Source organism: Sphingomonas sanguinis (assembly GCF_019297835.1).
In the GTDB taxonomy this organism is placed as follows: domain Bacteria; phylum Pseudomonadota; class Alphaproteobacteria; order Sphingomonadales; family Sphingomonadaceae; genus Sphingomonas; species Sphingomonas sanguinis_D.
Map to the genome: position 1 here is coordinate 2,425,156 of NZ_CP079203.1, position 19,439 is coordinate 2,444,594.

Genomic DNA, 19,439 nt, shown 5'->3' on the forward strand with positions numbered 1-19,439 from the left:
ATCGTCGGAGCAGACCATCAGCCATGTGGCCCCATCATCCCGACCTGCTCGCCCGGCCCGTGCCGCGCTACACCAGCTATCCCACTGCCGCGGAGTTCGGTGACGGGGTCGGTCATGAGGACATGGCCGCCGCGCTCGATGCCGTCGATCCGGATGCGGACGTGTCGCTTTATGTGCACATCCCCTATTGCCGGGCGATCTGCTGGTATTGCGGGTGCAACACCGGCGCGGCGAACCGCACGGCGCGGCTGGATGCCTATCTGGCCCGGCTGCATGGGGAGATCGACAGGGTCGCCACCGGGCTGGCGGGGCGCGGACGGATCGGGCGGATCGCCTTTGGCGGCGGCAGTCCCAACGCCATTTCGCCGGATGCCTTTGCGGTGCTGGTCGGGCATCTGCGCAGGGCCTTTGCCTGTGAAGACGCGCCGCTATCGCTGGAGATCGATCCGCGCGGCTTCGCGCAGGACTGGGCGAGCGTCATCGCCGAGACCGGCGTCGCGCGGGTCAGCCTGGGCGTGCAGACCTTCGATTCCCTGCTCCAGGCGGCGATCGGCCGGGTTCAGCCGCGCGAGGACATCATCCGCGCCGTCTCGCTGTTGCGCGGGGCCGGGGTCGGATCGATCAACTTCGACCTGATGTACGGCCTGCCCGGACAGACCGACGCGGCGCTTCGGGCCACGCTGGAGGAAACGATCGCGCTTGCGCCCGAGCGGCTGGCGGTCTTCGGCTATGCGCATGTCCCCCATTTGATCCCGCGCCAGCGCCGGATCGACGCGACCTCGCTCCCCGGCGCTGCGGCGCGCTTCGCACAGGCCGCAGCGGCGCATGAACGATTGACGGCGGCGGGGTACCGGGTGGTCGGCTTCGATCACTTCGCCAAGCCCGACGATCCGCTGGCACAGGCGGCGGCGAAGGGCACGCTGCGCCGCAATTTCCAGGGTTTTACCGACGATCCCGCCGACATCCTGATCGGCCTGGGTGCCAGCGCGATCAGCGCGTTTCCCGACCGCCTGCTCCAGAACGCGAAGAAGGCGGGCGAATGGCACCAGGCGATCGGCGCCGGTCGGTTCGCGACCGCGCGCGGTCTCCGGCGGACGCCGCTCGACCGGCGGCGGGGTGCAGCGATTGCGGGGGTGCTGTGCCACGGGGTCGCCGATACGCACGGCCTGCCGGAGCGCGACGCCATCCCTGCCCGTCTCTCCCCTTTCGAGCGGGCCGGACTGATCCGATGGGAAGGCCATCGCCTGCGCCTGACGGCCGACGCGCGGCCTTATGCGCGCAGCATCGCCGCCGCCTTCGACGCGTGGCGCAACGAGGACGACACGCGTTTCAGTCATGCTGTCTGACCTGCCGCCACGCTGCGCCGCCTGTGCCGCGCGTGGCATGGCGCTATGCGACGGACTGGGCGGCGCGGCGCTTGCCGCGCTTCACGATATCGGTCGTCGCCGCCGGTTGAGCGCCGGACAGGCATTCGGCTGGAGCGGCGATCCGGCCAGCCATTGCGCCAATCTCGTCTCCGGCGTGCTCAAGGTGTCGCGCTTGGAGGCGGATGGCGGCGTTCAGATCGTCGGGTTGCTCTATCCCGGCGATTTCGTCGGCATGCTCTTTGCCGAAAGGTCGGTCGATACGGTCGCGGCGCTGAGCGATGCCGATCTGTGCGTCTATCCGCGTCCGGCGCTGGAGGCGCTGCTGGTCCACCATCCCGCCGCCGGGCGTTTGCTGCTACGCCGGACGATGGCGACGCTGGCCGAGGTGAGACGCTGGATGCCGATGCTGGCCCGCGCGCGGGCCGAGGCGCGGGTCGCCGCATTGTTGCTCGACATGGCGCGTCGGGGCGAGGTGGCAGGGGACGCAACATTCCGTCTGCCGCTATCACGGGCTGCGATGGCGGAGGCGCTGGGCCTGGCGGTGGAGACGGTCAGCCGTCACATGACCGCGTTCCAGCAGGGCGAGTTGATCGCCCTATCCGGGCTGAGGGGCGTGCGCCTGCTCGATCCGGTCCGACTGGCCGAGATCGCGGGTTAGGCGGCGGATCGACGGCTTGCCGCGTCAGCCACCCATTGGCGATCGCACAGGGCCGAGAGCACCGGGCGATGGCTGACCAGGATCATCCCCTGCCCGGTCCGCTTCAGCCGCGCATCCAGGCGCCGCGCGACCTGCGCCGCCACCGCCGCATCCAGCCCCTCGCCCGGTTCGTCGAGCAGCAGCCACGGCGCTTCCGCCAGATAGGCCCGCGCCAGCGACAGCCGCCGCCGCTCGCCGCCCGACAGCCGCGCCCCATCCTCGCCCAGCCGGGTACCGAGCCCCTCGGGCAAGGCGCGCACCACGTCGTCGAGCGCGGCGTCGTGCAACGCCTGCCACAGCCGGTCCTCGCCCGCACGGTCATCGGCCAGCCGCAGATTGTCGCGAACCGTGCCCGCCAACAGCGCCGCGTCCTGTGGAGCCCAGGCAAAGGTCGCGCGCAGGGCTTCAGGTGCGATGGAGGCCACATCCCGGCCCCCGATCACGATCCGGCCGGGCGGGAGCGGACGAAGGCCCAGCAATCCCTCGACCATCGTCGTCTTGCCGCAACCCGATGGCCCCGTCAGCGCGATCCGGTTGCCCGGCGCGAACCGGGTGCCTTCGATCATGAGGGTCGCGTCGCACGCCTCGTCCGCAGCCGGACGCGCTTCTGCTGATGCGAACAGTGTTTCTAGCCGAGCCTCCGCCTCGCGCAGCCGTCCACGCTCGGTCATCGCGCGCAGGATCGGCACGGTCGCATCGGCCGTCATCGCCGCCGCCAGCGTCACCAACGCCGCGATCGGGGCGCCCGCCCCCGCCGACAGGACCAGCGCCGAGGCCGCCGCCAGCGCGACGCTGATCGCATGGAGCGCCTCGAACCGTGCGGCCACCGCCGCCTGCCGGGCCTGCGCCTCGGCCAGCCGGTCGCTCGCCGCCGCGATGCGGGCGGTCGCCCAATCCTCCAGCGCGAAGCAGCGGAGTTCCGCCGCCGCGCCGCCGATCGTCGCCATCTCCTCGCGCAGCGCGCCCATCGCCCGCTGCACCGCGCGGCCGGGCTGTTCCAACTGGTCCGCCCAGGCTCGGGCCAGCCCAAGCGCTCCCCCGACACAGACCAGCGTCGCCACCATGGCCAGCCATCCGCCGAGCAGCGTCAGCGCCGCCCCCGACGCCAGCGCCGCCGCGACGCCCCATGGACCCGACAAACGGACGAAGCGCCATTCCACCGCATCGACATCGCCGATCAGCCGCGCGGTCGCCTCGCCCCGGCCAAGCGCCAGCGCAACCGAAGGCGGCGCGACGGTCAGCGCACGGTAGAGCGCAGGCCGCAGCCGGGCGAGCGCACCAAAGGCTGCGCTATGGCTCGCCAGCCGCTCGCCATAGCGCGCGCCGGTTCGCACGATCGCGAGCAACCGGATCATCGCGGAAGGCAGCATATAGTTGAACGCCTGCGCCGCGACGATCCCCGCCCCGCCCGCCAGCGCGGCGGCGGTCAGGAACCAGCCCGAAAGGGCCAGCAGCAGCAACGACGCGATCGCGACCAGCGCGGCACAAAGCCCCGCCTGTCGCAGGCGACGGCGTTCCCGCCAGCGTTCGGCGGCGATCAGGCTGTGGAGTGTCATGCGGTGTGTCCCAGATGAACGACGCGAGTCGCGATGGCGGCCAGCGCGGGGCTGTGGGTGGCGATCAGCGTCGTGCGTCCCTTCGCGGCGCGTGCGATGGTCGCGATCAGCGCGGCTTCGGCGGCGGGGTCGAGATGCGCGGTCGGCTCGTCGAGAAGCAGGAAGGGTGCGGGGGCGAGCAGCGCGCGGGCCAGCGCGATCCGCCGCCGCTCGCCGCCCGACAGTCCGCTGCCCCGCGCATCGAGCGGCGCGTCGAGGCCACCCGGCCGGGCCGCAAGCATCGGCCCCAAGCCCGCCGCCGCGACCGCGCGCTGGATCACCAGCTCATCCGCCTGGGGATGGGCGAGCGTCAGATTGTCGCGGATCGTGCCCGCGATCAGCAGGGGATGCTGCCCCGCCCAACTCGCCTGCCCCGCCAGTGAGGTGAGCGGGACAGCGCCCGCCTCGACCGTTCCCCCCGATAGCGGCGCGAGGCCCAGCAGCAGATGCAGGACGCTGGTCTTGCCGCTGCCCGAGGGGCCGAGCAGCGCCACCGTCTCGCCCGCCTCGATCCGCAGCGACAGGTGCGAGACGGCCGGGGCGTCGCTGCCCGGATAATGGATGGCGACATCGCGCAGGATCAGCGGAGCCGTGACCGGAACCACGGGCACAGGCTCCGGCGGTTCGGCCAGCGGCATCAGCGTATCGGCGGCCGTCTCCGCCGCCTGCTTGTCATGATAGGCCGCGGCAAGGCGGCGCATCGGGGCGTAGAATTCGGGCGCAAGCGCCAGCACGAAAAAGGCTCGGGCGAGGGTCAGCGTCTCGGGCGCGGCGAAGGGCAGCAGGCCGAGCAGCGCGAAACCGCAATAGACCGCGACCAGCGCGACCGACAGCGCCGCGAAGAACTCCAGCGCGGCGGAGGACAGGAAGGCCACCCGCAGGACGCGCATGGTCCGCTCGGCCAGTTCCTGCGCCGCCGTGCCGATCGCCTCGGTCTCGCGTGCCTCGGCCCGGAAGGCCAGCACGACCGGCAAGCTGCGCACCCGGTCGGCGAAGCGGGCCGACAGGCGGTGCAGGGCGACGAATTGCCGCCGCGACTCGTCCGCCGCCGCGCCGCCCGCCAGGATCATCGCGGCCACGAACGGCAGCAGCGTGGCTGCGAGAATGACCGCCGCCACCCAGCTGGCACAGGCGGTCGCGGCGAGGACCAGCATCGGCGCGATGGCGGCGGCCCACCGCGCGGGCAGGAAGCGGGCGACATAGCCGTCCAGCGCCTCGACCGCATCGACGGCCTGGCTGGCGAGCAGGCCGCTATCGATCGGGGCACCGGGCTTGCGACGCAGCGTGGCGGCCACGGCGCGAAGCCGTTGCGCGCGCTTGACCGCCCCCGCCCTCACCGCCCCCCGCCGCAAGGCCAGGGTCGCGAACACCCCGCGCAACGCCCCCGTGCCGAGCATCAGCGCGGCCCAGGGAAGCACCGCCCCCTGCCCCGTCACCGCCGTCACGCCGCCCGCGATCCCCGCCGCGAAACCGATCGCCGCCAGCGTATCGAGCAGCAACAGGCCCGCCACCCCGTCGCGCCGCCCGGCCGCCCCCTTCAACCAGCGGTTGCGCAGCCGGGGTGTCGGGGGGGCATGGGCGATCGTCGTCATGCCCCGATGGTCGCGCCGACCGCCCCCATCGTCTTTGACCGCGGTCAATGTCGGCACGGTGCGCCAGGCCTAGCGAGTCGCTCGGCAAGGGGCCGGGGGCGGCTCCTCTTATGGAGACATGCTATGGACCCCGGCATCGTAGACCTGTCGCGACTGCAATTCGCGGCCACCGCCTTGTATCACTTCCTGTTCGTGCCGCTGACGCTCGGCCTGTCGATGATGCTGGTCATCATGGAGTCGGTCTATGTCATGACCAATCGCCCGGAATGGCGCGTGACGACGCGCTTCTGGGACAAGATCTTCGGCATCAACTTCGTGCTTGGCGTCGCCACTGGCCTGACCATGGAGTTCCAGTTCGGCACCAACTGGTCCTATTTCTCGCATTATGTCGGCGACATCTTCGGTGCGCCGCTGGCGATCGAGGGGCTGATGGCCTTCTTCCTGGAGGCGACGTTCGTGGGGCTGATGTTCTTCGGCTGGGATCGCCTGTCTAAGCTCGGCCATCTGATCGTCACCTTCATGGTCGCGCTGGGCACCAATTTGTCGGCGCTGTGGATCTTGGTCGCCAATGGCTGGATGCAGAATCCGGTCGGGGCGAGTTTCAATCCCGATACGATGCGCATGGAGGTCGCCGACTTCGGCGCGGTGCTGTTCAATCCCGTCGCCCAGGCCAAGTTCGTTCACACCGTCAGCGCGGGCTATGTCTGCGCCTCGGTCGTGGTGCTGGGCGTGTCCGCCTTCTGGCTGCTGAAGGGCCGCTTCCTGCCCGTTGCGCGCCGGTCGATGACGGTGGCGGCGGCGTTCGGCCTCGCCTCGTCGCTGTCGGTCGTCGTGCTGGGCGACGAGAGCGGCTATGCGCTGACCGACAACCAGAAGATGAAGCTCGCCGCGATCGAGGCGGTCTGGCACACCGAGCCCGGCCCGTCCGGCCTGACCCTGTTCGGCTATCCCGACACGGTGGCCCGCGAGACGCGGTACAAGGTCGAGATTCCCTGGCTGCTCGGCCTGATCGCGACGCGCAGCCTGGACGGCACGGTCACTGGCATGTCCGAGCTGGTGCTGAAGGCGCAGGAGCGGATCGCTTCAGGCGTGATCGCCTATGACGCGGTCCAGCGGCTGAAGGAGAACCCGACCGATGTCGCCCAGCGCGCCCGGTTCGAGGCGCACAAGCGCGACCTGGGCTATGCCCTGCTGCTCAAGCGCCAGATGGCCGATCCGCGCACCGCGACGCCGCAGCAGATCGAGGCAGCGGCCTGGGACACGGTGCCCGATGTCGGCCTGCTCTTCTGGAGCTTCCGCATCATGGCAGCGATCGGCTTTGCGATGATCGCGCTGTTCGCCACCGCCTTCACCCTGTGCTCGCTGCGGATGCACATGGATTCGCGCTGGTTCCTCCGCCTTGCTGTGGCGGCGATCCCGCTGCCCTGGATCGCGATCGAACTGGGCTGGGTGGTCGCCGAGCTGGGTCGCCAGCCCTGGGCGATTGAGGGCGTGCTGCCGACCTTCCTGGCGACCAGTTCGCTGTCGCGCGGTGCGCTGTGGACCACGCTGGCGGGCTTTACCGCGCTTTACGGCGTGCTGGCGGTGATCGAGGTCCGCCTGATCCTCGCCGCCATCGCGCACGGCCCGGAGGAGCGGAACGACCAGCCCGCGCCCGGCCCGATCCCCGCCGCCATTCCCGTCACCGCCTGAAGGAGGCCAGGACATGTTCGATTATGAGATGTTGCGCCTGATCTGGTGGGCGCTGCTGGGCGTCCTGCTGATCGGCTTCGCGCTGACCGACGGGTTCGACCTCGGCGTCGCCGCGCTGCTGCCCTTCGTCGCGCGCAGCGATGCCGAGCGGCGGATGGTCATCAATTCGATCGGGCCGACCTGGGAGGGAAACCAGGTCTGGTTCATCCTAGGTGGCGGTGCGATCTTCGCGGCCTGGCCGTTCGTCTATGCGGTCAGCTTTTCGGGCTTCTACCTCGCGATGTTCCTGGTGCTGGCCGCGCTGATCCTGCGGCCGGTGGGGTTCAAATATCGCTCGAAAAAGCCGGACCCGGCCTGGCGCACCCGCTGGGACTGGGCGCTGTTCGTCGGGGGACTGGTACCAGCCCTCGTCTTCGGCGTCGCGGTCGGCAATGTGCTGCTCGGCGCGCCCTTCCGCCTCGATGGCGATCTGCGCGCCTTTTACGACGGCACTTTGCTCGGGCTGTTCACGCCCTTCACGCTGGTCTGCGGGCTGTTGTCGGTGGCGATGCTGGTGCTGCACGGCGCGGCGTGGCTGTCGATCAAGGTCGAACATGGTCCCGTTCATGACCGGGCGCGGGCGTTCGGGACGGTGGCGGCCATCGCCTCGATCCTGCTGTTCGCGGTCGGCTTCGCCTTCGTCGCATGGGGCGATATCGGCTACCGGATCGTCGGCGCGGTCGATCCGCTCGGCCCGTCCAATCCCTTGCGCATGACGGCGGAGCAAGCGGGCGGCGCATGGCTCGACAATTATGCGACCTATCCGTGGATGATGGCGCTGCCCGCGCTGGGCTTTGCCGGAGCCGCGCTGGCGCTGGTGGGTATCCGCAGCGGTCGCGAGGCGCTGGCCTTTGCCGGATCGTCGCTCGCCGCGACGGGGATCATTGCCACGGTCGGTTGCGCGATGTTCCCCTTCATCCTGCCGTCCAGCATCGACCCGCATAGCAGCCTGACGGTGTGGAACGCCTCGTCCACGCAGAAGACGCTTGGCATCATGCTGTTCGTCACGCTCGTCTTCCTACCGATCGTGCTCGCTTACACCGCCTGGGCTTACCGGGTGATGTTCGGCCGCGTGACGGCGGACGCGGTGCGCACCCATCCCGACTTCTACTGAGAAAGGAACGACCCATGTGGTATTTCTCCTGGGTCCTGGGCCTCGGCCTGGCGATCGGCTTCGGCATCCTCAACGGCATCTGGCACGAATTCCATCTGCCGCGCGAGGATGACGTGTCGCCAGATCGCTAACAGATAGGACAATCCGTCCGACGACAGGGGATCATGGCCGCATTATAGGGCAAGGCCATGATCCCGAACGACATCTGTGCCGATTGCGCGGTGCGCGACCGGGCCTTGTGCGGCAGCCTGGACGACCGGGAACTGCTCGCCCTGAACGCCATCGGCCAGCGCCGCCGGGTCGTGCGCGGCCAGACCATCGCCTGGGCGGGCGACGAGGCGGTGATCTGCGGCAACCTGCTGACCGGTGTGCTGAAGCTGGTCGCCGCCACCGCCGACGGCCGCGAGCAGACGGTCGGCCTGCTCTACCCCGCCGATTTCTTCGGACAGCCCTATGCGGGCGATGTCGACTTCACCCTGACCGCGCTGACCGAGGCGGAGCTGTGCGTCTTTCCCCGCGCCGCCTTCGAGCGGGTGCTGGAGGATCATCAGCGCATGGAGCGCCTGTTGCTCCAGCGGACCTTCGAATCGCTGAACGAGGCGCGGGGGCGGATGCTGGTACTGGCGCGCAAGTCGGCGGGGGAGAAGCTGGCGGGTTTCCTGCTCGACATGGCGGCGCGGGCCGGGGCCAGCGGGTGCCGGGCCAGCCGCGACGGGCCGGTGACGTTCGACCTGCCGCTGACGCGCGGGCAGATCGCCGATGTGCTGGGCATGACGATCGAGACGGTCAGCCGCCAGCTGACCCGGATGAAGCAGAGCGGCGTGATCGGCCTGCCCGGCGGCCGCGCCATCACGATCAGCGACCGCGAGGCATTGGCGGCACGTGCCGAGGCGGCCTAGAGTTTGATCCACTTACGTGGATGCGGCACCGGCCCGCTCCCCCACCCAACCTCCCACAGCGTATCCTGAATGGGAGGTCGGGTGGGGGAGCGGGCCGGTGCCGCCGCTGATCCAGCTTTTACTGGATCAGCCCCTAAGCCGCCAAACTCTCGGCCAGCGCATCGACCAGCAGGCCGCGCGCCTCCGGGGTCAGACGGTGTCCGGCCAGCGCGATGATGGCCAGTTGCTCGAAATCGACCGCGCGGCGGCATCCGTTGAAGAAGCTGCGCAGCATATGGCCCAGCGTCTCGGGCGCAGCGAAGGCATCCGCCTCGGCAAAGGCCGCGACCAGTTCGCGCGCCGCCGCCGCATCCGCCTCATGCCGGTGGCGGACATGGTCGAGAAGCGTATCGGTGAGCGGATCGGCCCGCCCGTTGGACAGCATCGCCTCCAGATAGACGCCGTCCGCCTGCTCGCCGCGCGTCACCAGCGTCTCCAGCGCGTGCAGGAACTGCGTCATGGTCGGAGCGTCGGGGCGATCGGGCAAGGCATCCGCCATCGCCTCCGCCTGCCCGCACAGCGCCAGCCGACGACGATGCTCCTGCACCAGGCGGATCAGGTCGATCTCCTGGATGACGTGCCAGCGCCGCGCGAACGGCACGACGCTGCCTTGAAGCGGGTTGCGATCCATCGCGGGTCTTCTCCTTCGCGCCTCTGGTGACGAAGGGACGTGGGCGCCGCATTGACGATGGTCAAAGCGTCGGGCGGCTGCGTTCAGTGCTGGCGGGCGAGGTGCCGGTGGATGGTGCTGCGATGGACGCCCAGTTGCCGCGCCGCCGCCGAGACATTGCCGTCATGTGCCGCCAGCGCCGCGTCGATCGCCCCCGCCCGCTCGTCGGCCAATGGGCGAGCGGGCGGGGGCAGTTCGACGCCGCCGCCCCGCCCTTCGGCATCCCAACCACCGATCAGCGTCGCGCCATTGGCCAGGCGCAATCGGCCCCGCGCCGCCTGCCCCCGCGTATCCACCAGTTCGCCGAGTGCCGCATCGTCCAGTGCCTCCCAGCTGCGCCCGACCAGCGATAGCCCGCGCCGGTTGGCGGCGACCAGCCGATCGTCGCGGAACACCAATATCCCCTCGCGCGCAGTGCCCAGCATCGCGGCATCGTCATGCATCCGCAGCACGCGGCAATCGGCGAACCGGTCGCGGAACAGCCGATGCTCGATCTGGTCGACCGCCAGCCGGATCAGCCCCAGTGCATGGCCATGGCCACTGGCCGACGGTCCCGATATGTCGAGCGCGCCGACGATCGCGCCGCGCGGGTCGAGGATCGGCGTCGCTGCGCAACTCAGCACCGCATGTTCGGCAAAGAAATGCTCGGGGCCATGGACGGCGATCGGCCGACGCTCGGCAATGGCGGTGCCGATCGCGTTGGTCCCGGTGCTCGCCTCGGTCCAGGAGACACCGGGCCTGAGCGCCACCTGCGCCGCGCGGGACAGAAAGCCGGTGTCGCCGATGCTATCGAGGATCATGCCGTCGGCGTCCGCCAGGATCACGACGCTGCCCGTATCGCGCGCCTCGCCCGCCAGCATCTCCAGCTCCGGGCGACACAGGCGACGTAGCGATTCGCGTCGCTGGCGCAGCGCATGGAGTTCGCTTTCGGCCAGCGGTCCGCCGCCCTGAAGCCGTCCCTGCGCCAGCCCCATGTCGGTGCATCGCAACCATGATCGCAGCACCGGCTGGCGCACGGTTTCGAGGGGCAATTGCCCCTCGTCGAAATAGGCGCGTCGCCCCTGTTCTATACCGGCGCCGTCCATCGCCGCATCCTTCTCCAACTGTCGCAAGTTGCGACACCGGCACGTCTTTCGCGTCGCGCCGTGCGACACATGCTACGCCTCGGCCCCGGAAAGTCCACCACGTCGCCTATACTTCGTCGCGCATCGTCTTGCCCCTCGGGCACGACGGGCAGAGCCTTGGGTCATAACAGACCAAGGAGAGGTTCCATGACGATCCAGGAAACCATCAAAACCCGCACCGCGCCGTTCAAACAGCGCTATGCCAATTTCATCGGCGGCCGCTGGGTCGATCCGGTCGAGGGACGCTGGTTCGACAACCGCTCCCCCATCGACGGGCAGGTCATCTGCCAGGTCGCGCGGAGCCAAGCCGCCGATGTCGAGCTGGCGCTCGATGCCGCGCACAAGGCCAAGGACGCGTGGGGCCGTACCAGCGTCGCCGAGCGCGCGCTGATCCTGCACCGCATCGCCGACCGGATGGAGGAGAACCTCGCCCTGCTCGCCACCGCCGAGACCTGGGACAATGGCAAGCCGATCCGCGAGACGACCGCCGCCGACCTGCCGCTGGCGATCGACCATTTCCGTTATTTCGCGGGCTGCATCCGCGCACAGGAAGGCGGCATTTCCGAGATCGACCACGATACGGTCGCCTATCATTTCCACGAACCGCTGGGCGTGGTGGGGCAGATCATCCCGTGGAACTTCCCGCTGCTGATGGCCTGCTGGAAACTCGCGCCCGCGCTGGCGGCGGGCAATTGCGTGGTGCTGAAACCCGCCGAACAGACCCCCGCCTCGATCATGGTGCTGGCCGAACTGATCGCCGACCTGCTGCCCGAGGGCGTGCTCAACATCGTCAACGGCTATGGCGTCGAGGCAGGCAAGCCGCTCGCCCAGAACCCGCGCATCGCCAAGATCGCCTTTACCGGCGAGACGACGACCGGCCAGCTCATCATGTCCTATGCGTCCGAAAATCTGATCCCGGTGACGCTGGAGCTGGGCGGCAAGAGCCCCAACATCTTCTTCGGCGACGTGGCGGCCGAGGATGACGATTATCTCGATAAGGCGATCGAAGGGTTCGCCATGTTCGCACTCAACCAGGGCGAGGTCTGCACTTGCCCGAGCCGCGCGCTGGTCCACGAATCCATCTATGACCGCTTCATGGAAAAGGCGGTCGCCCGCGTCGAGGCGATGATCCAGGGCGATCCGCTCGACCCCGCCACCATGGTCGGCGCGCAGGCGTCGCAGGAGCAGATGGACAAGATCCTCGGCTATCTCGACATCGGCCGCGACGAGGGTGCCCGGGTGCTGACCGGCGGCACCCGCAACCGGCCCGAGGGGCTGGAGGGCTATTATGTCAAGCCGACGGTACTGAGCGGCCACAACAGGATGCGCGTCTTCCAGGAAGAAATCTTCGGCCCCGTCGTCTCGGTCGCGACCTTCAAGGACGATGAGGAAGCGCTGCGCATCGCCAACGACACGCTCTATGGCCTGGGCGCGGGCGTGTGGACGCGCGACGGCACGCGGGCCTACCGCATGGGCCGGGCGATCCAGGCGGGCCGCGTCTGGACCAACTGCTACCACGCCTATCCCGCGCACGCGGCGTTCGGCGGCTACAAACGCTCGGGCATTGGGCGCGAGACGCACCGCATGATGCTGGATCACTACCAGCAGACCAAGAATCTGCTGGTCAGCTATTCGGCGAAGAAGCTCGGCTTTTTTTGACGGCGGTCAAGGCAGGGACCGGCGCGGGCGCCCATCCCTGCCCCATCATCATCCGACAGGAGAAACACCATGGCAAAGACGATGAAGGCCGCCGTCGTGCGCGCGTTCGGCCAGCCCCTGACCATCGATGAAGTCCCCGTGCCCGAGGTCGGCGACGGCCTGATCCAGGTCGCGATCCAGGCCTCTGGCGTGTGCCACACCGACCTGCACGCGGCCGAGGGCGACTGGCCCGTCAAGCCCAACCCGCCCTTCATCCCGGGGCATGAGGGCGTCGGCTATGTCTCGGCGGTCGGCAAGGGCGTCAAGCACATCAAGGAGGGCGACCGGGTCGGTGTGCCCTGGCTCTACACCGCCTGCGGCCACTGCGTCCATTGCCTGGGCGGGTGGGAGACGCTGTGTGAGAGCCAGCTCAACACCGGCTATTCGGTCAATGGCGGTTTCGCCGATTATGTCATCGCCGACCCCAATTTTGTCGGCCATCTGCCCGGCAATATCGGCTTCACCGAGATCGCGCCCGTGCTGTGCGCCGGGGTGACGGTCTATAAGGGGCTGAAGATGACCGACACCAAGCCAGGGGATACCGTCGTCATCTCCGGCATCGGCGGGCTCGGGCATATGGCGGTGCAATATGCGGTCGCCATGGGGCTGAACGTCGCGGCGGTCGATGTCGACGACGCCAAGCTGGACCTCGCCCGGCGGCTGGGTGCGAAGGTGACGGTCAATGCCCGGACCGAAGCCGATCCGGCCGCGGCGATCAAGCGCGAGACCGGCGGTGGCGCGCAAGGTGCGCTCGTCACCGCGGTCAGCGAAAAGGCGTTCGCCCAAGCCGTGGGCATGATGGCGCGGGGCGGCACCGTCGCGCTCAATGGCCTGCCGCCGGGGGACTTTCCGCTCAACATCTTCGGACTGGTGCTGAATGGCATCACCGTGCGCGGGTCTATCGTCGGCACCCGGCTCGACCTGCAGGAATCGCTCGACTTCGCCGCCGACGGCAAGGTCAAGGCAACCGTCGCCACCGCGCCGCTCGCCGATGTCAACCAGGTGTTCGACCGGATGCGCAAAGGCCAGATCGAGGGTCGCATCGTCCTCGACCTGGCGGCCTGAAATCGCGGCGGGCGGTGGCTCCGGCCCCGCCCGCCGGCGTTGGAGAAACAATGACCGACCGTATCGCCTGTGCCGCCCTTCGTTCGCGTATCACCGATGCCGACACCGCCGCCGCCCTGATCCGCCCCGGCGAAACGGTGGCGACCAGCGGCTTCACCGGCTCCGGCTATCCCAAGATGGTGCCACAGGCGCTGGCCCGCCGCATCGCCGAGGCGCACGGCTCGGGGCATCCGTTCCGCGTCAACCTGTGGACCGGCGCTTCGACCGGCCCCGAACTGGACGGCGCACTGGCGGCGGTCGACGGCATCGCCCAGCGCCTGCCCTATAGCGGCGACCCGGTCGCGCGCGAGAAGATCAATCGGGGCGAGATCGACTATCTGGACATGCACCTCAGCCAAGTCGCGCCGATGGCGTGGGAGGGCGTGCTCGGCCCGCTCGACACCGCGATCGTCGAGGTGTCGGGCATCCGTGCCGACGGATCGCTCATCCCCTCGTCGTCGGTCGGCAACAACAAGACTTGGGTAGACCGCGCGTCCCGCGTCATCCTGGAGGTCAACCGCTGGCAGGACGCGGCACTGGAGGGGATGCACGACATCTATTACGGCACCCGCCTGCCGCCCGAGCGCGTGCCGATCCCGCTGGTGCGGCCGGACGACCGGATCGGCACGCCCTATCTGGCCTGCGATCCCGACAAGATCGTCGCCATCGTCGAAACCGAGGCCCCCGACCGCAACCTGCCCTTCGCCGCGCCCGACGACACCGCGCGCGCCATCGCCGGGCACGTCATCGAATTCCTGGCCCATGAAGTGTCACGCGGCCGCCTGCCCTCCGCCCTGCTGCCGATCCAGTCGGGGGTCGGCAATATCGCCAATGCGGTGCTGTCCGGCCTGGTCGACGCGCCGTTCGACCCGATGACCGCCTATACCGAGGTGATCCAGGACGGGATGCTCGACCTGCTCGATGCGGGGCGCCTGCGCATGGCGTCGGCCACCGCCTTTTCGCTCAGCCCGCAGGCGGCAGCGCGGCTCAACGCGAACATGGCCACGTACCGGGACCGCATGATCCTGCGCCCGCAGGAGATCAGCAACCATCCCGAACTCGTCCGCCGCCTGGGGTGCATCGCGATGAACGGCCTGATCGAGGCGGACATATACGGCAACGTCAATTCGACGCTGGTGATGGGATCGCGCATCCAGAACGGCATCGGCGGATCGGGTGATTTCGCGCGCAACGCTTATGTCTCGATCTTCATGACCCCCTCGACCGCCAAGGGCGGCAAGATCTCCGCCATCGTGCCGCAGGCCTCGCATGTCGACCACATCATGCAGGACGTGCAGGTGATCGTCACCGAACAGGGGCTGGCCGACCTGCGGGGCCTGTCCCCGCGCCAGCGTGCAAAGGCCGTGATCGAACGCTGCGCCCATCCCGACTATCGCCCGATGCTCGCCGACTATGCCATGCGCGCCGAGGGCGGCTCCTATGGCCTTCACGCGCCCGCACTCCCCGCCGAGGCGCTGTCCTGGCATCGGCGCTACATGGAAACGGGGACGATGATGCCGTCCTGACCATGGGCCGTGTCGCGGAGCTGCGATGGGTTCCGACAGCTTGGCGCCTGCGTTGCGCTTTCCGCTGTCACCCCATCCGGAGCGGAAGGCTGTTATGAAAGCACCCGAGGCTGAGCGCTAGGGCGCCAATGTCACCGAGGCGTTTAGCCGCCGACCGGATGCAGTTCACCCGTAGAAAATTATCGCGCCGACCGCCCAAACAGGCAGGCCGGTGATGTGGTCGAGATCAATCCGGCAGGGTCCAGCATGGTGTTGGAGCGCGAGGACTGGACGTGCCGGAGTAGGTACGCACCATCCATTCCGCCCAAGGCGCGACGTGCGAACGGCGGCTCATCCATCTGGAGGCGTTCAGGGCGAACACGGCGGACGCACGCTCGGTCTATGTCGCGATCGATCGTACCCGACACGGAGCAGCCGTCTATACCGACAACGCGCATCCCTCACCGACGCCCTCGGCTTCCGCGATGGCGCTCAGATCGGCGTCATCGACGGACAAGACGCGGGCATCGGGTTCGACTAGGCGCCCGAACGACAATCTCGCTAAGTCACATGCCCGAACCCGTTTTATTCAGGCTGGGATCACTCATTTGGTTTTGAAGATGTTGTCTTGAAACTCGTTGAGCAAGTGACCGGCAGCGATCTCGTCGTTCGACTTATAGGCAGCGTATGAGCGATCCAAGATTCCATTGAGTAGCGTTCGCTTCGACTCATACGCAGGCTCAGGATAAGCAACCTCAACACCTTTACGAAGTTGATCGAAAGCTCGGTCGAGATTCATCTGCTCATCATCCGGGAGGAAGTCCCTATAAGGGAAGCGATCGGGAGCATAACCCATCACGTAGGCTATATGATTCCATAAATCCTCGACGCTTTCCATCACGAACATTAGAATCACCTCATGGAACAATAGAGTAACTACCCATTGGGCTTGTACCCTTATCCTCGCAAGCCTGGCGCGCCCGCATCGGTCCTCACCATACGCAGCCGCTATACCCCATTTGGACCAGCCACCCGCAACACCCCAGACCCAACCGAGCGATTTGGCCAAACCCCGACCGCGAACACCTCCAACCCGCCCACAGGCCGCAGCAAGAACACAGCGCACGGCAGCTTGGCGTCAGGCGCGCATCTACTGCTCTCGACGAATACCCCCTTGGAGATCGGCCAAGTCTGCCCTGGTCATCTTCACCGGGTTAGGATCACCGGGGTTTAAGATCAGCAACTCGTCACCGCTTAGCATAGACAAGAGCAGATCGCGGTTGATCGCAAGACCATCCTCCTCAAAGCCGCTGCCTTTGAGCTGTCGACCGAACGCCGCCTCGTCAGAGAAGATCGGTATGAACAACTCCCCATTTGCGACGAATTTTTGCAGCCGAAGTGTCCACGAAGCAGGGTCGTCCCATCTGCCTATAACAATGATCTGATCTTGCATGTTGTAGGCCTAACGCTTTGTGGACTGGTCGGAGCGCAATGCTTCTAGCAGGTATGCCAACGCGGCCGGCTCGGTTGAGAAGTGGCGGATGCGCGCCTCTAGGCCGCGTTCGCTATAAAACACATCCCATCGACCTTCGCGCTCCGCCAAGACGTAACATTCGTCGCCATGACCACATAGGTCGAAGGCATCCGACCGGATGTTATCCAATCGAACAGCGTGCAAGAACTCGTCTCTGGTCACGGCCCAACCCTCCGAAGATGGCCTTTAGCTATCGCATCGCTGACTGACATTGGAAGCTCATACTGAGTGCCGCCACCAATCTGATTGAACCACGGCGCCGCCTTTCCAGACTGGACCTCGATCGGATGGACGACCTCATACAAATTGTATGGCTTTGAGGTAGTTCCCGGTGCCAAACTGCGCATCCAATCCGGCGTCCCTTCCGGGGCAAGGAACGTGCCGCCCTCATATCCATACCGATCGATGCGAGCACCCGTCGCCAATTCTTCCGTGATCGGCGCACCTTGGAACCCGCGATTAGGCGGCCAGTAAGTTTGCAGCGCAGTCCCAGCCCGAGTTTCCCCAGCAGCGACTGTACTCTCTGCGGCATTTGTCGCCCCGATGCCGAACCGTTGCAAACCCGATTTGGCCAGTCCCGCCACGCCAACCCCAAGCGTACCAAGCGCATAGGCGCCCTCGCCGAGGCGGCCGTTCGTCAAGGCCGAAATCGTCGTGCCGCCCACCGTACTCTGCTGCGTGAACCGGCCGTTGAGATAGCCGCGGACATTCGCCTGTGCGAAGTCGACCGACACGGCGGTGCCCAGCGTACTGCCAAAGCCACCCCCTCCCGCGAGAAGCAGGCCACCGCTGGCCAAGCCACCCCCGATCGCCAGAGGCGCGCCGAGTCCTGCGAACAAGATTTGGTTGACGTTGGCATCGGCCAGCCCCTCGGCGCGGGCGAGTTCGACGTCGCGTTGCGAATAGGCGGCTCTCAGTTCCGGAGCGTCGGTGAATTCCCGGCCGGTCTCTGCGATACGAGCGTCGTTGAGTACCGTAAACCCACGCGCCCATATCTCGTTGACCAAGCGCGAATAGGTTATGCGGCGTTCCGGATTGAGCGCGACGCCGTCACTCTGGCCGCCGGTCGCGTCGGCTTCGATCAAGCCTGCCGCCCGGGCCAGCGCTTCCACGTCCGCTAGAGCGGATTTCGTCGTCGAACGCCGCCCCCCGCCTGGCCTGCCGGATGAGCTGCCGCGTCGGCTCGTCCAGAGTGATCCGCTTGCCTGTCTCCGGATCAACGACCGTATTACGACGCGCCTGCTGGGCACGGAAGATGCCAGCCTGCACCACCGATCCGACCGTGGAGGCGATGACGTCAGGCAGGGCGGACAGGATATTGTCGCCGAAGCTGGTGCCTTGCGCGATGCTGCGGGTGACGGCGTTGGCGATCGCACCCGCCGTGCCCGCCACCAGCGTCCGGCTGATATTGTCGGCCGATTGCGACAGCGGATCGACCCTCAGCGCCGTGCCGACCGCCGTCGACACGCCTGCCCCGACACCCGCCGCCGCCACGCCTGCCCAGTCGAACCGGCGTTGCAGCCCCGTGGCCACCGCCACCCCTTGCGTGATCGCGCTGCCGGCCGCGCCGCGTACTGCCGCGCCCAGCGCCTTGCTGCCACCGATCGCACCGGGGATGGCATTGCTCAAGCCACCCGCGACCCCGCCCCCGATCGCGGCCAACGCCACGTTCTTGAACGAGAACCGGTCCTGAATGCCCGTCGCGACGCCCACCGCCTGGCTGGCGATGCTGCCCGCCGCACCCGAGACGACGCCGCTGAGGACGGGACCGAGCGCCGCTGTCGCCCCCGCCGTCACCACGGTGACGGCAATCGCGACCACCGCCAGCAGGATCGCGCCGAACACGCCGCAGCGGTTGCGCCTGCGACCGCCTTGCGCCGCGCGCGGCTGGGGGACGGGGGTGTTGGGCTGGACGTCGCCCAGTGCCTCGGCCGGGTCGTAGGGGCGCCAGGTGTCGGCGGTGTTGCCCCGGTTGACCACGGTCGACGGAATGGAGAGCACCCGGCCCTCGGCCAGCGTCTCGTCCGCGCTCAGCCCGTTCGCGCCTGCGATCAGGTACCAGAGGTTCGCATCGCCCCACAGAGTCTGGGCGATGCCCGCCAGCGTGTCGCCAGCACGCACGGTGTAGCTCTGCGTCGTCGTCGCGACGCTGCGATAGTTCACCGCATCGTAATTCTGGTCGAAGTCGGCATGCGCCGCGCCGGAGAAGCCGCCGTTCCGGAACGGCCCCGCCGGGCTGGCGGTGGTCGATTGCGGCTCGGGCGCTCTTCCCTCCGCCACGGCGGCGGCGAAGGTCGTGTTGTCGGTGCCGTCATTGCCGACCTCGCCCATCACCACGCCGTCGAAGATATAGCGTTTCTCGCGCGGGTTGGCGGCGGGGGCACCGGCATATTGCGGCTGCTCGTCGCGGGTCAGGATCTGACCGCCCAGGTCGGTCGTCACCGCCACCGTGCGCGGCCGCACCCCGCCGGTCAGCGTCACGCCGAGCAGCCGCCCGGCCTCGTCATAGGCGTACAACGACTGGGTCGTGCCGTCGGTGTTGGTCAGCGTGACCGCGCTCGTCAGCGGTCCGTCGCGCCAGACATAGCTGTAGGTCGTCGTGGCGTTCGACGTCGCGCCCCGTTGGAAGGCAGGGGAACGCGGGGCGGCAGCCCTAGGGCGTGAGGGTGGCCCGCCAACCACACGGCGGACGACGGCAGATAGACTTGCGGCTTGCCCCCTTATCCTCGCAAGCTCGACGCGCCCGCATCGGTCCTCACCATACGCAGCC

The 19,439-nt window shown here is 68.1% G+C and carries 17 protein-coding genes; 9 read left to right on the forward strand and 8 right to left on the reverse strand.

Going from position 1 to position 19,439, the window contains the following annotated elements; all coding sequences use genetic code 11:
* Window positions 1–23 precede the first annotated feature (23 nt).
* Window positions 24–1,346 (forward strand): oxygen-independent coproporphyrinogen III oxidase, encoded by a 1,323-nt coding sequence (gene hemN / locus KV697_RS11330; protein ID WP_219018274.1) that lies wholly within the window; start codon window positions 24–26, stop codon window positions 1,344–1,346.
* Window positions 1,336–2,025, forward strand: a complete 690-nt coding sequence (locus tag KV697_RS11335) for a Crp/Fnr family transcriptional regulator (protein ID WP_219018275.1) — start codon at window positions 1,336–1,338, stop codon at window positions 2,023–2,025. Before hemN ends, KV697_RS11335 begins: the two co-directional genes overlap by 11 nt.
* On the opposite strand, the gene KV697_RS11340 is transcribed toward KV697_RS11335, so the two are convergent.
* A complete protein-coding gene (locus tag KV697_RS11340) occupies window positions 2,022–3,620 on the reverse strand; it encodes an amino acid ABC transporter ATP-binding/permease protein (RefSeq protein WP_219018276.1) in 1,599 nt (532 codons plus the stop codon). The two genes, KV697_RS11335 and KV697_RS11340, sit on opposite strands and share 4 nt — an antisense overlap.
* Window positions 3,617–5,251, reverse strand: coding sequence for a thiol reductant ABC exporter subunit CydD (cydD, locus tag KV697_RS11345; RefSeq protein ID WP_219018277.1), 1,635 nt, complete (start codon window positions 5,249–5,251; stop codon window positions 3,617–3,619). The genes KV697_RS11340 and cydD overlap by 4 nt, the downstream gene beginning before the upstream one ends.
* 123 nt (window positions 5,252–5,374) lie before the next feature.
* On the opposite strand from cydD, the gene KV697_RS11350 reads away from it, so the two are divergent.
* The 4 genes from KV697_RS11350 to KV697_RS11365 are packed head-to-tail and all read left to right on the forward strand — an operon-like array spanning window position 5,375 to window position 8,995.
* Window positions 5,375–6,943, forward strand: coding sequence for a cytochrome ubiquinol oxidase subunit I (locus KV697_RS11350; protein WP_219018278.1), 1,569 nt, complete (start codon window positions 5,375–5,377; stop codon window positions 6,941–6,943).
* A gap of 13 nt (window positions 6,944–6,956) precedes the next feature.
* On the forward strand, window positions 6,957–8,096 hold the full coding sequence (gene cydB, locus KV697_RS11355; protein ID WP_219018279.1) for a cytochrome d ubiquinol oxidase subunit II: 1,140 nt from the start codon (window positions 6,957–6,959) through the stop codon (window positions 8,094–8,096).
* A 14-nt stretch (window positions 8,097–8,110) separates the two neighbouring features.
* Window positions 8,111–8,227, forward strand: coding sequence for a cytochrome bd-I oxidase subunit CydX (gene cydX / locus KV697_RS11360; RefSeq protein ID WP_219018280.1), 117 nt, complete (start codon window positions 8,111–8,113; stop codon window positions 8,225–8,227).
* Between the two features lie 57 nt (window positions 8,228–8,284).
* A complete protein-coding gene (locus KV697_RS11365) occupies window positions 8,285–8,995 on the forward strand; it encodes a Crp/Fnr family transcriptional regulator (protein WP_219018281.1) in 711 nt (236 codons plus the stop codon).
* Between the two features lie 133 nt (window positions 8,996–9,128).
* Here KV697_RS11365 and KV697_RS11370 read toward each other — a convergent pair whose 3' ends face one another.
* Both KV697_RS11370 and KV697_RS11375 read right to left on the reverse strand, forming a co-directional pair.
* Complete coding sequence (locus KV697_RS11370; protein WP_219018282.1) at window positions 9,129–9,665, reverse strand: hypothetical protein; 537 nt, start codon at window positions 9,663–9,665, stop codon at window positions 9,129–9,131.
* Between the two features lie 83 nt (window positions 9,666–9,748).
* Window positions 9,749–10,789: a sigma-54-dependent Fis family transcriptional regulator gene (locus KV697_RS11375; protein WP_219018283.1), complete on the reverse strand. Its 1,041-nt coding sequence runs from the start codon at window positions 10,787–10,789 to the stop codon at window positions 9,749–9,751.
* Window positions 10,790–10,975: 186 nt separating this feature from the next.
* On the opposite strand from KV697_RS11375, the gene adh reads away from it, so the two are divergent.
* The 3 genes from adh to KV697_RS11390 all read left to right on the forward strand — a co-directional run bounded on the left by adh (window position 10,976) and on the right by KV697_RS11390 (window position 15,156).
* Complete coding sequence (adh, locus tag KV697_RS11380; protein ID WP_219018284.1) at window positions 10,976–12,487, forward strand: aldehyde dehydrogenase; 1,512 nt, start codon at window positions 10,976–10,978, stop codon at window positions 12,485–12,487.
* 69 nt (window positions 12,488–12,556) lie between these two features.
* A complete protein-coding gene (gene adhP / locus KV697_RS11385) occupies window positions 12,557–13,591 on the forward strand; it encodes an alcohol dehydrogenase AdhP (RefSeq protein ID WP_219018285.1) in 1,035 nt (344 codons plus the stop codon).
* 50 nt (window positions 13,592–13,641) lie between these two features.
* A complete protein-coding gene (locus KV697_RS11390; protein ID WP_219018286.1) occupies window positions 13,642–15,156 on the forward strand; it encodes an acetyl-CoA hydrolase/transferase family protein in 1,515 nt (504 codons plus the stop codon).
* A 583-nt stretch (window positions 15,157–15,739) separates the two neighbouring features.
* On the opposite strand, the gene KV697_RS11395 is transcribed toward KV697_RS11390, so the two are convergent.
* The 4 genes from KV697_RS11395 to KV697_RS11410 all read right to left on the reverse strand — a co-directional run bounded on the left by KV697_RS11395 (window position 15,740) and on the right by KV697_RS11410 (window position 19,351).
* Entirely contained in the window at window positions 15,740–16,042 is a 303-nt protein-coding gene (locus KV697_RS11395) for a hypothetical protein (RefSeq protein WP_219018287.1), read from the reverse strand.
* Between the two features lie 243 nt (window positions 16,043–16,285).
* A complete protein-coding gene (locus KV697_RS11400) occupies window positions 16,286–16,588 on the reverse strand; it encodes an SseB family protein (protein WP_219018288.1) in 303 nt (100 codons plus the stop codon).
* 239 nt (window positions 16,589–16,827) lie between these two features.
* The gene (locus tag KV697_RS11405; RefSeq protein WP_219018289.1) at window positions 16,828–17,754 is read right to left on the reverse strand and encodes a TNT domain-containing protein; all 927 of its coding nucleotides are present in this window, start codon (window positions 17,752–17,754) and stop codon (window positions 16,828–16,830) included.
* Window positions 17,720–19,351 (reverse strand): LysM peptidoglycan-binding domain-containing protein, encoded by a 1,632-nt coding sequence (locus tag KV697_RS11410; protein ID WP_219018290.1) that lies wholly within the window; start codon window positions 19,349–19,351, stop codon window positions 17,720–17,722. Before KV697_RS11410 ends, KV697_RS11405 begins: the two co-directional genes overlap by 35 nt.
* Between the last annotated feature and the right edge of the window lie 88 nt (window positions 19,352–19,439).

Excerpts from the sequence above, each read along its gene's own strand:
- cydD (WP_219018277.1), bottom strand. The coding sequence starts at position 5,251 with ATGACGACGATCGCCCATGCCCCCCCGACACCCCGGCTGCGCAACCGC.
- adhP (WP_219018285.1), top strand. The coding sequence starts at position 12,557 with ATGGCAAAGACGATGAAGGCCGCCGTCGTGCGCGCGTTCGGCCAGCCC.
- hemN (WP_219018274.1), top strand. The coding sequence starts at position 24 with ATGTGGCCCCATCATCCCGACCTGCTCGCCCGGCCCGTGCCGCGCTAC.
- KV697_RS11335 (WP_219018275.1), top strand. The coding sequence starts at position 1,336 with ATGCTGTCTGACCTGCCGCCACGCTGCGCCGCCTGTGCCGCGCGTGGC.
- KV697_RS11340 (WP_219018276.1), bottom strand. The coding sequence starts at position 3,620 with ATGACACTCCACAGCCTGATCGCCGCCGAACGCTGGCGGGAACGCCGT.
- KV697_RS11390 (WP_219018286.1), top strand. The coding sequence starts at position 13,642 with ATGACCGACCGTATCGCCTGTGCCGCCCTTCGTTCGCGTATCACCGAT.
- KV697_RS11395 (WP_219018287.1), bottom strand. The coding sequence starts at position 16,042 with ATGTTCGTGATGGAAAGCGTCGAGGATTTATGGAATCATATAGCCTAC.
- cydB (WP_219018279.1), top strand. The coding sequence starts at position 6,957 with ATGTTCGATTATGAGATGTTGCGCCTGATCTGGTGGGCGCTGCTGGGC.
- KV697_RS11375 (WP_219018283.1), bottom strand. The coding sequence starts at position 10,789 with ATGGACGGCGCCGGTATAGAACAGGGGCGACGCGCCTATTTCGACGAG.
- cydX (WP_219018280.1), top strand. The coding sequence starts at position 8,111 with ATGTGGTATTTCTCCTGGGTCCTGGGCCTCGGCCTGGCGATCGGCTTC.
- KV697_RS11365 (WP_219018281.1), top strand. The coding sequence starts at position 8,285 with ATGATCCCGAACGACATCTGTGCCGATTGCGCGGTGCGCGACCGGGCC.
- adh (WP_219018284.1), top strand. The coding sequence starts at position 10,976 with ATGACGATCCAGGAAACCATCAAAACCCGCACCGCGCCGTTCAAACAG.
- KV697_RS11400 (WP_219018288.1), bottom strand. The coding sequence starts at position 16,588 with ATGCAAGATCAGATCATTGTTATAGGCAGATGGGACGACCCTGCTTCG.
- KV697_RS11370 (WP_219018282.1), bottom strand. The coding sequence starts at position 9,665 with ATGGATCGCAACCCGCTTCAAGGCAGCGTCGTGCCGTTCGCGCGGCGC.
- KV697_RS11350 (WP_219018278.1), top strand. The coding sequence starts at position 5,375 with ATGGACCCCGGCATCGTAGACCTGTCGCGACTGCAATTCGCGGCCACC.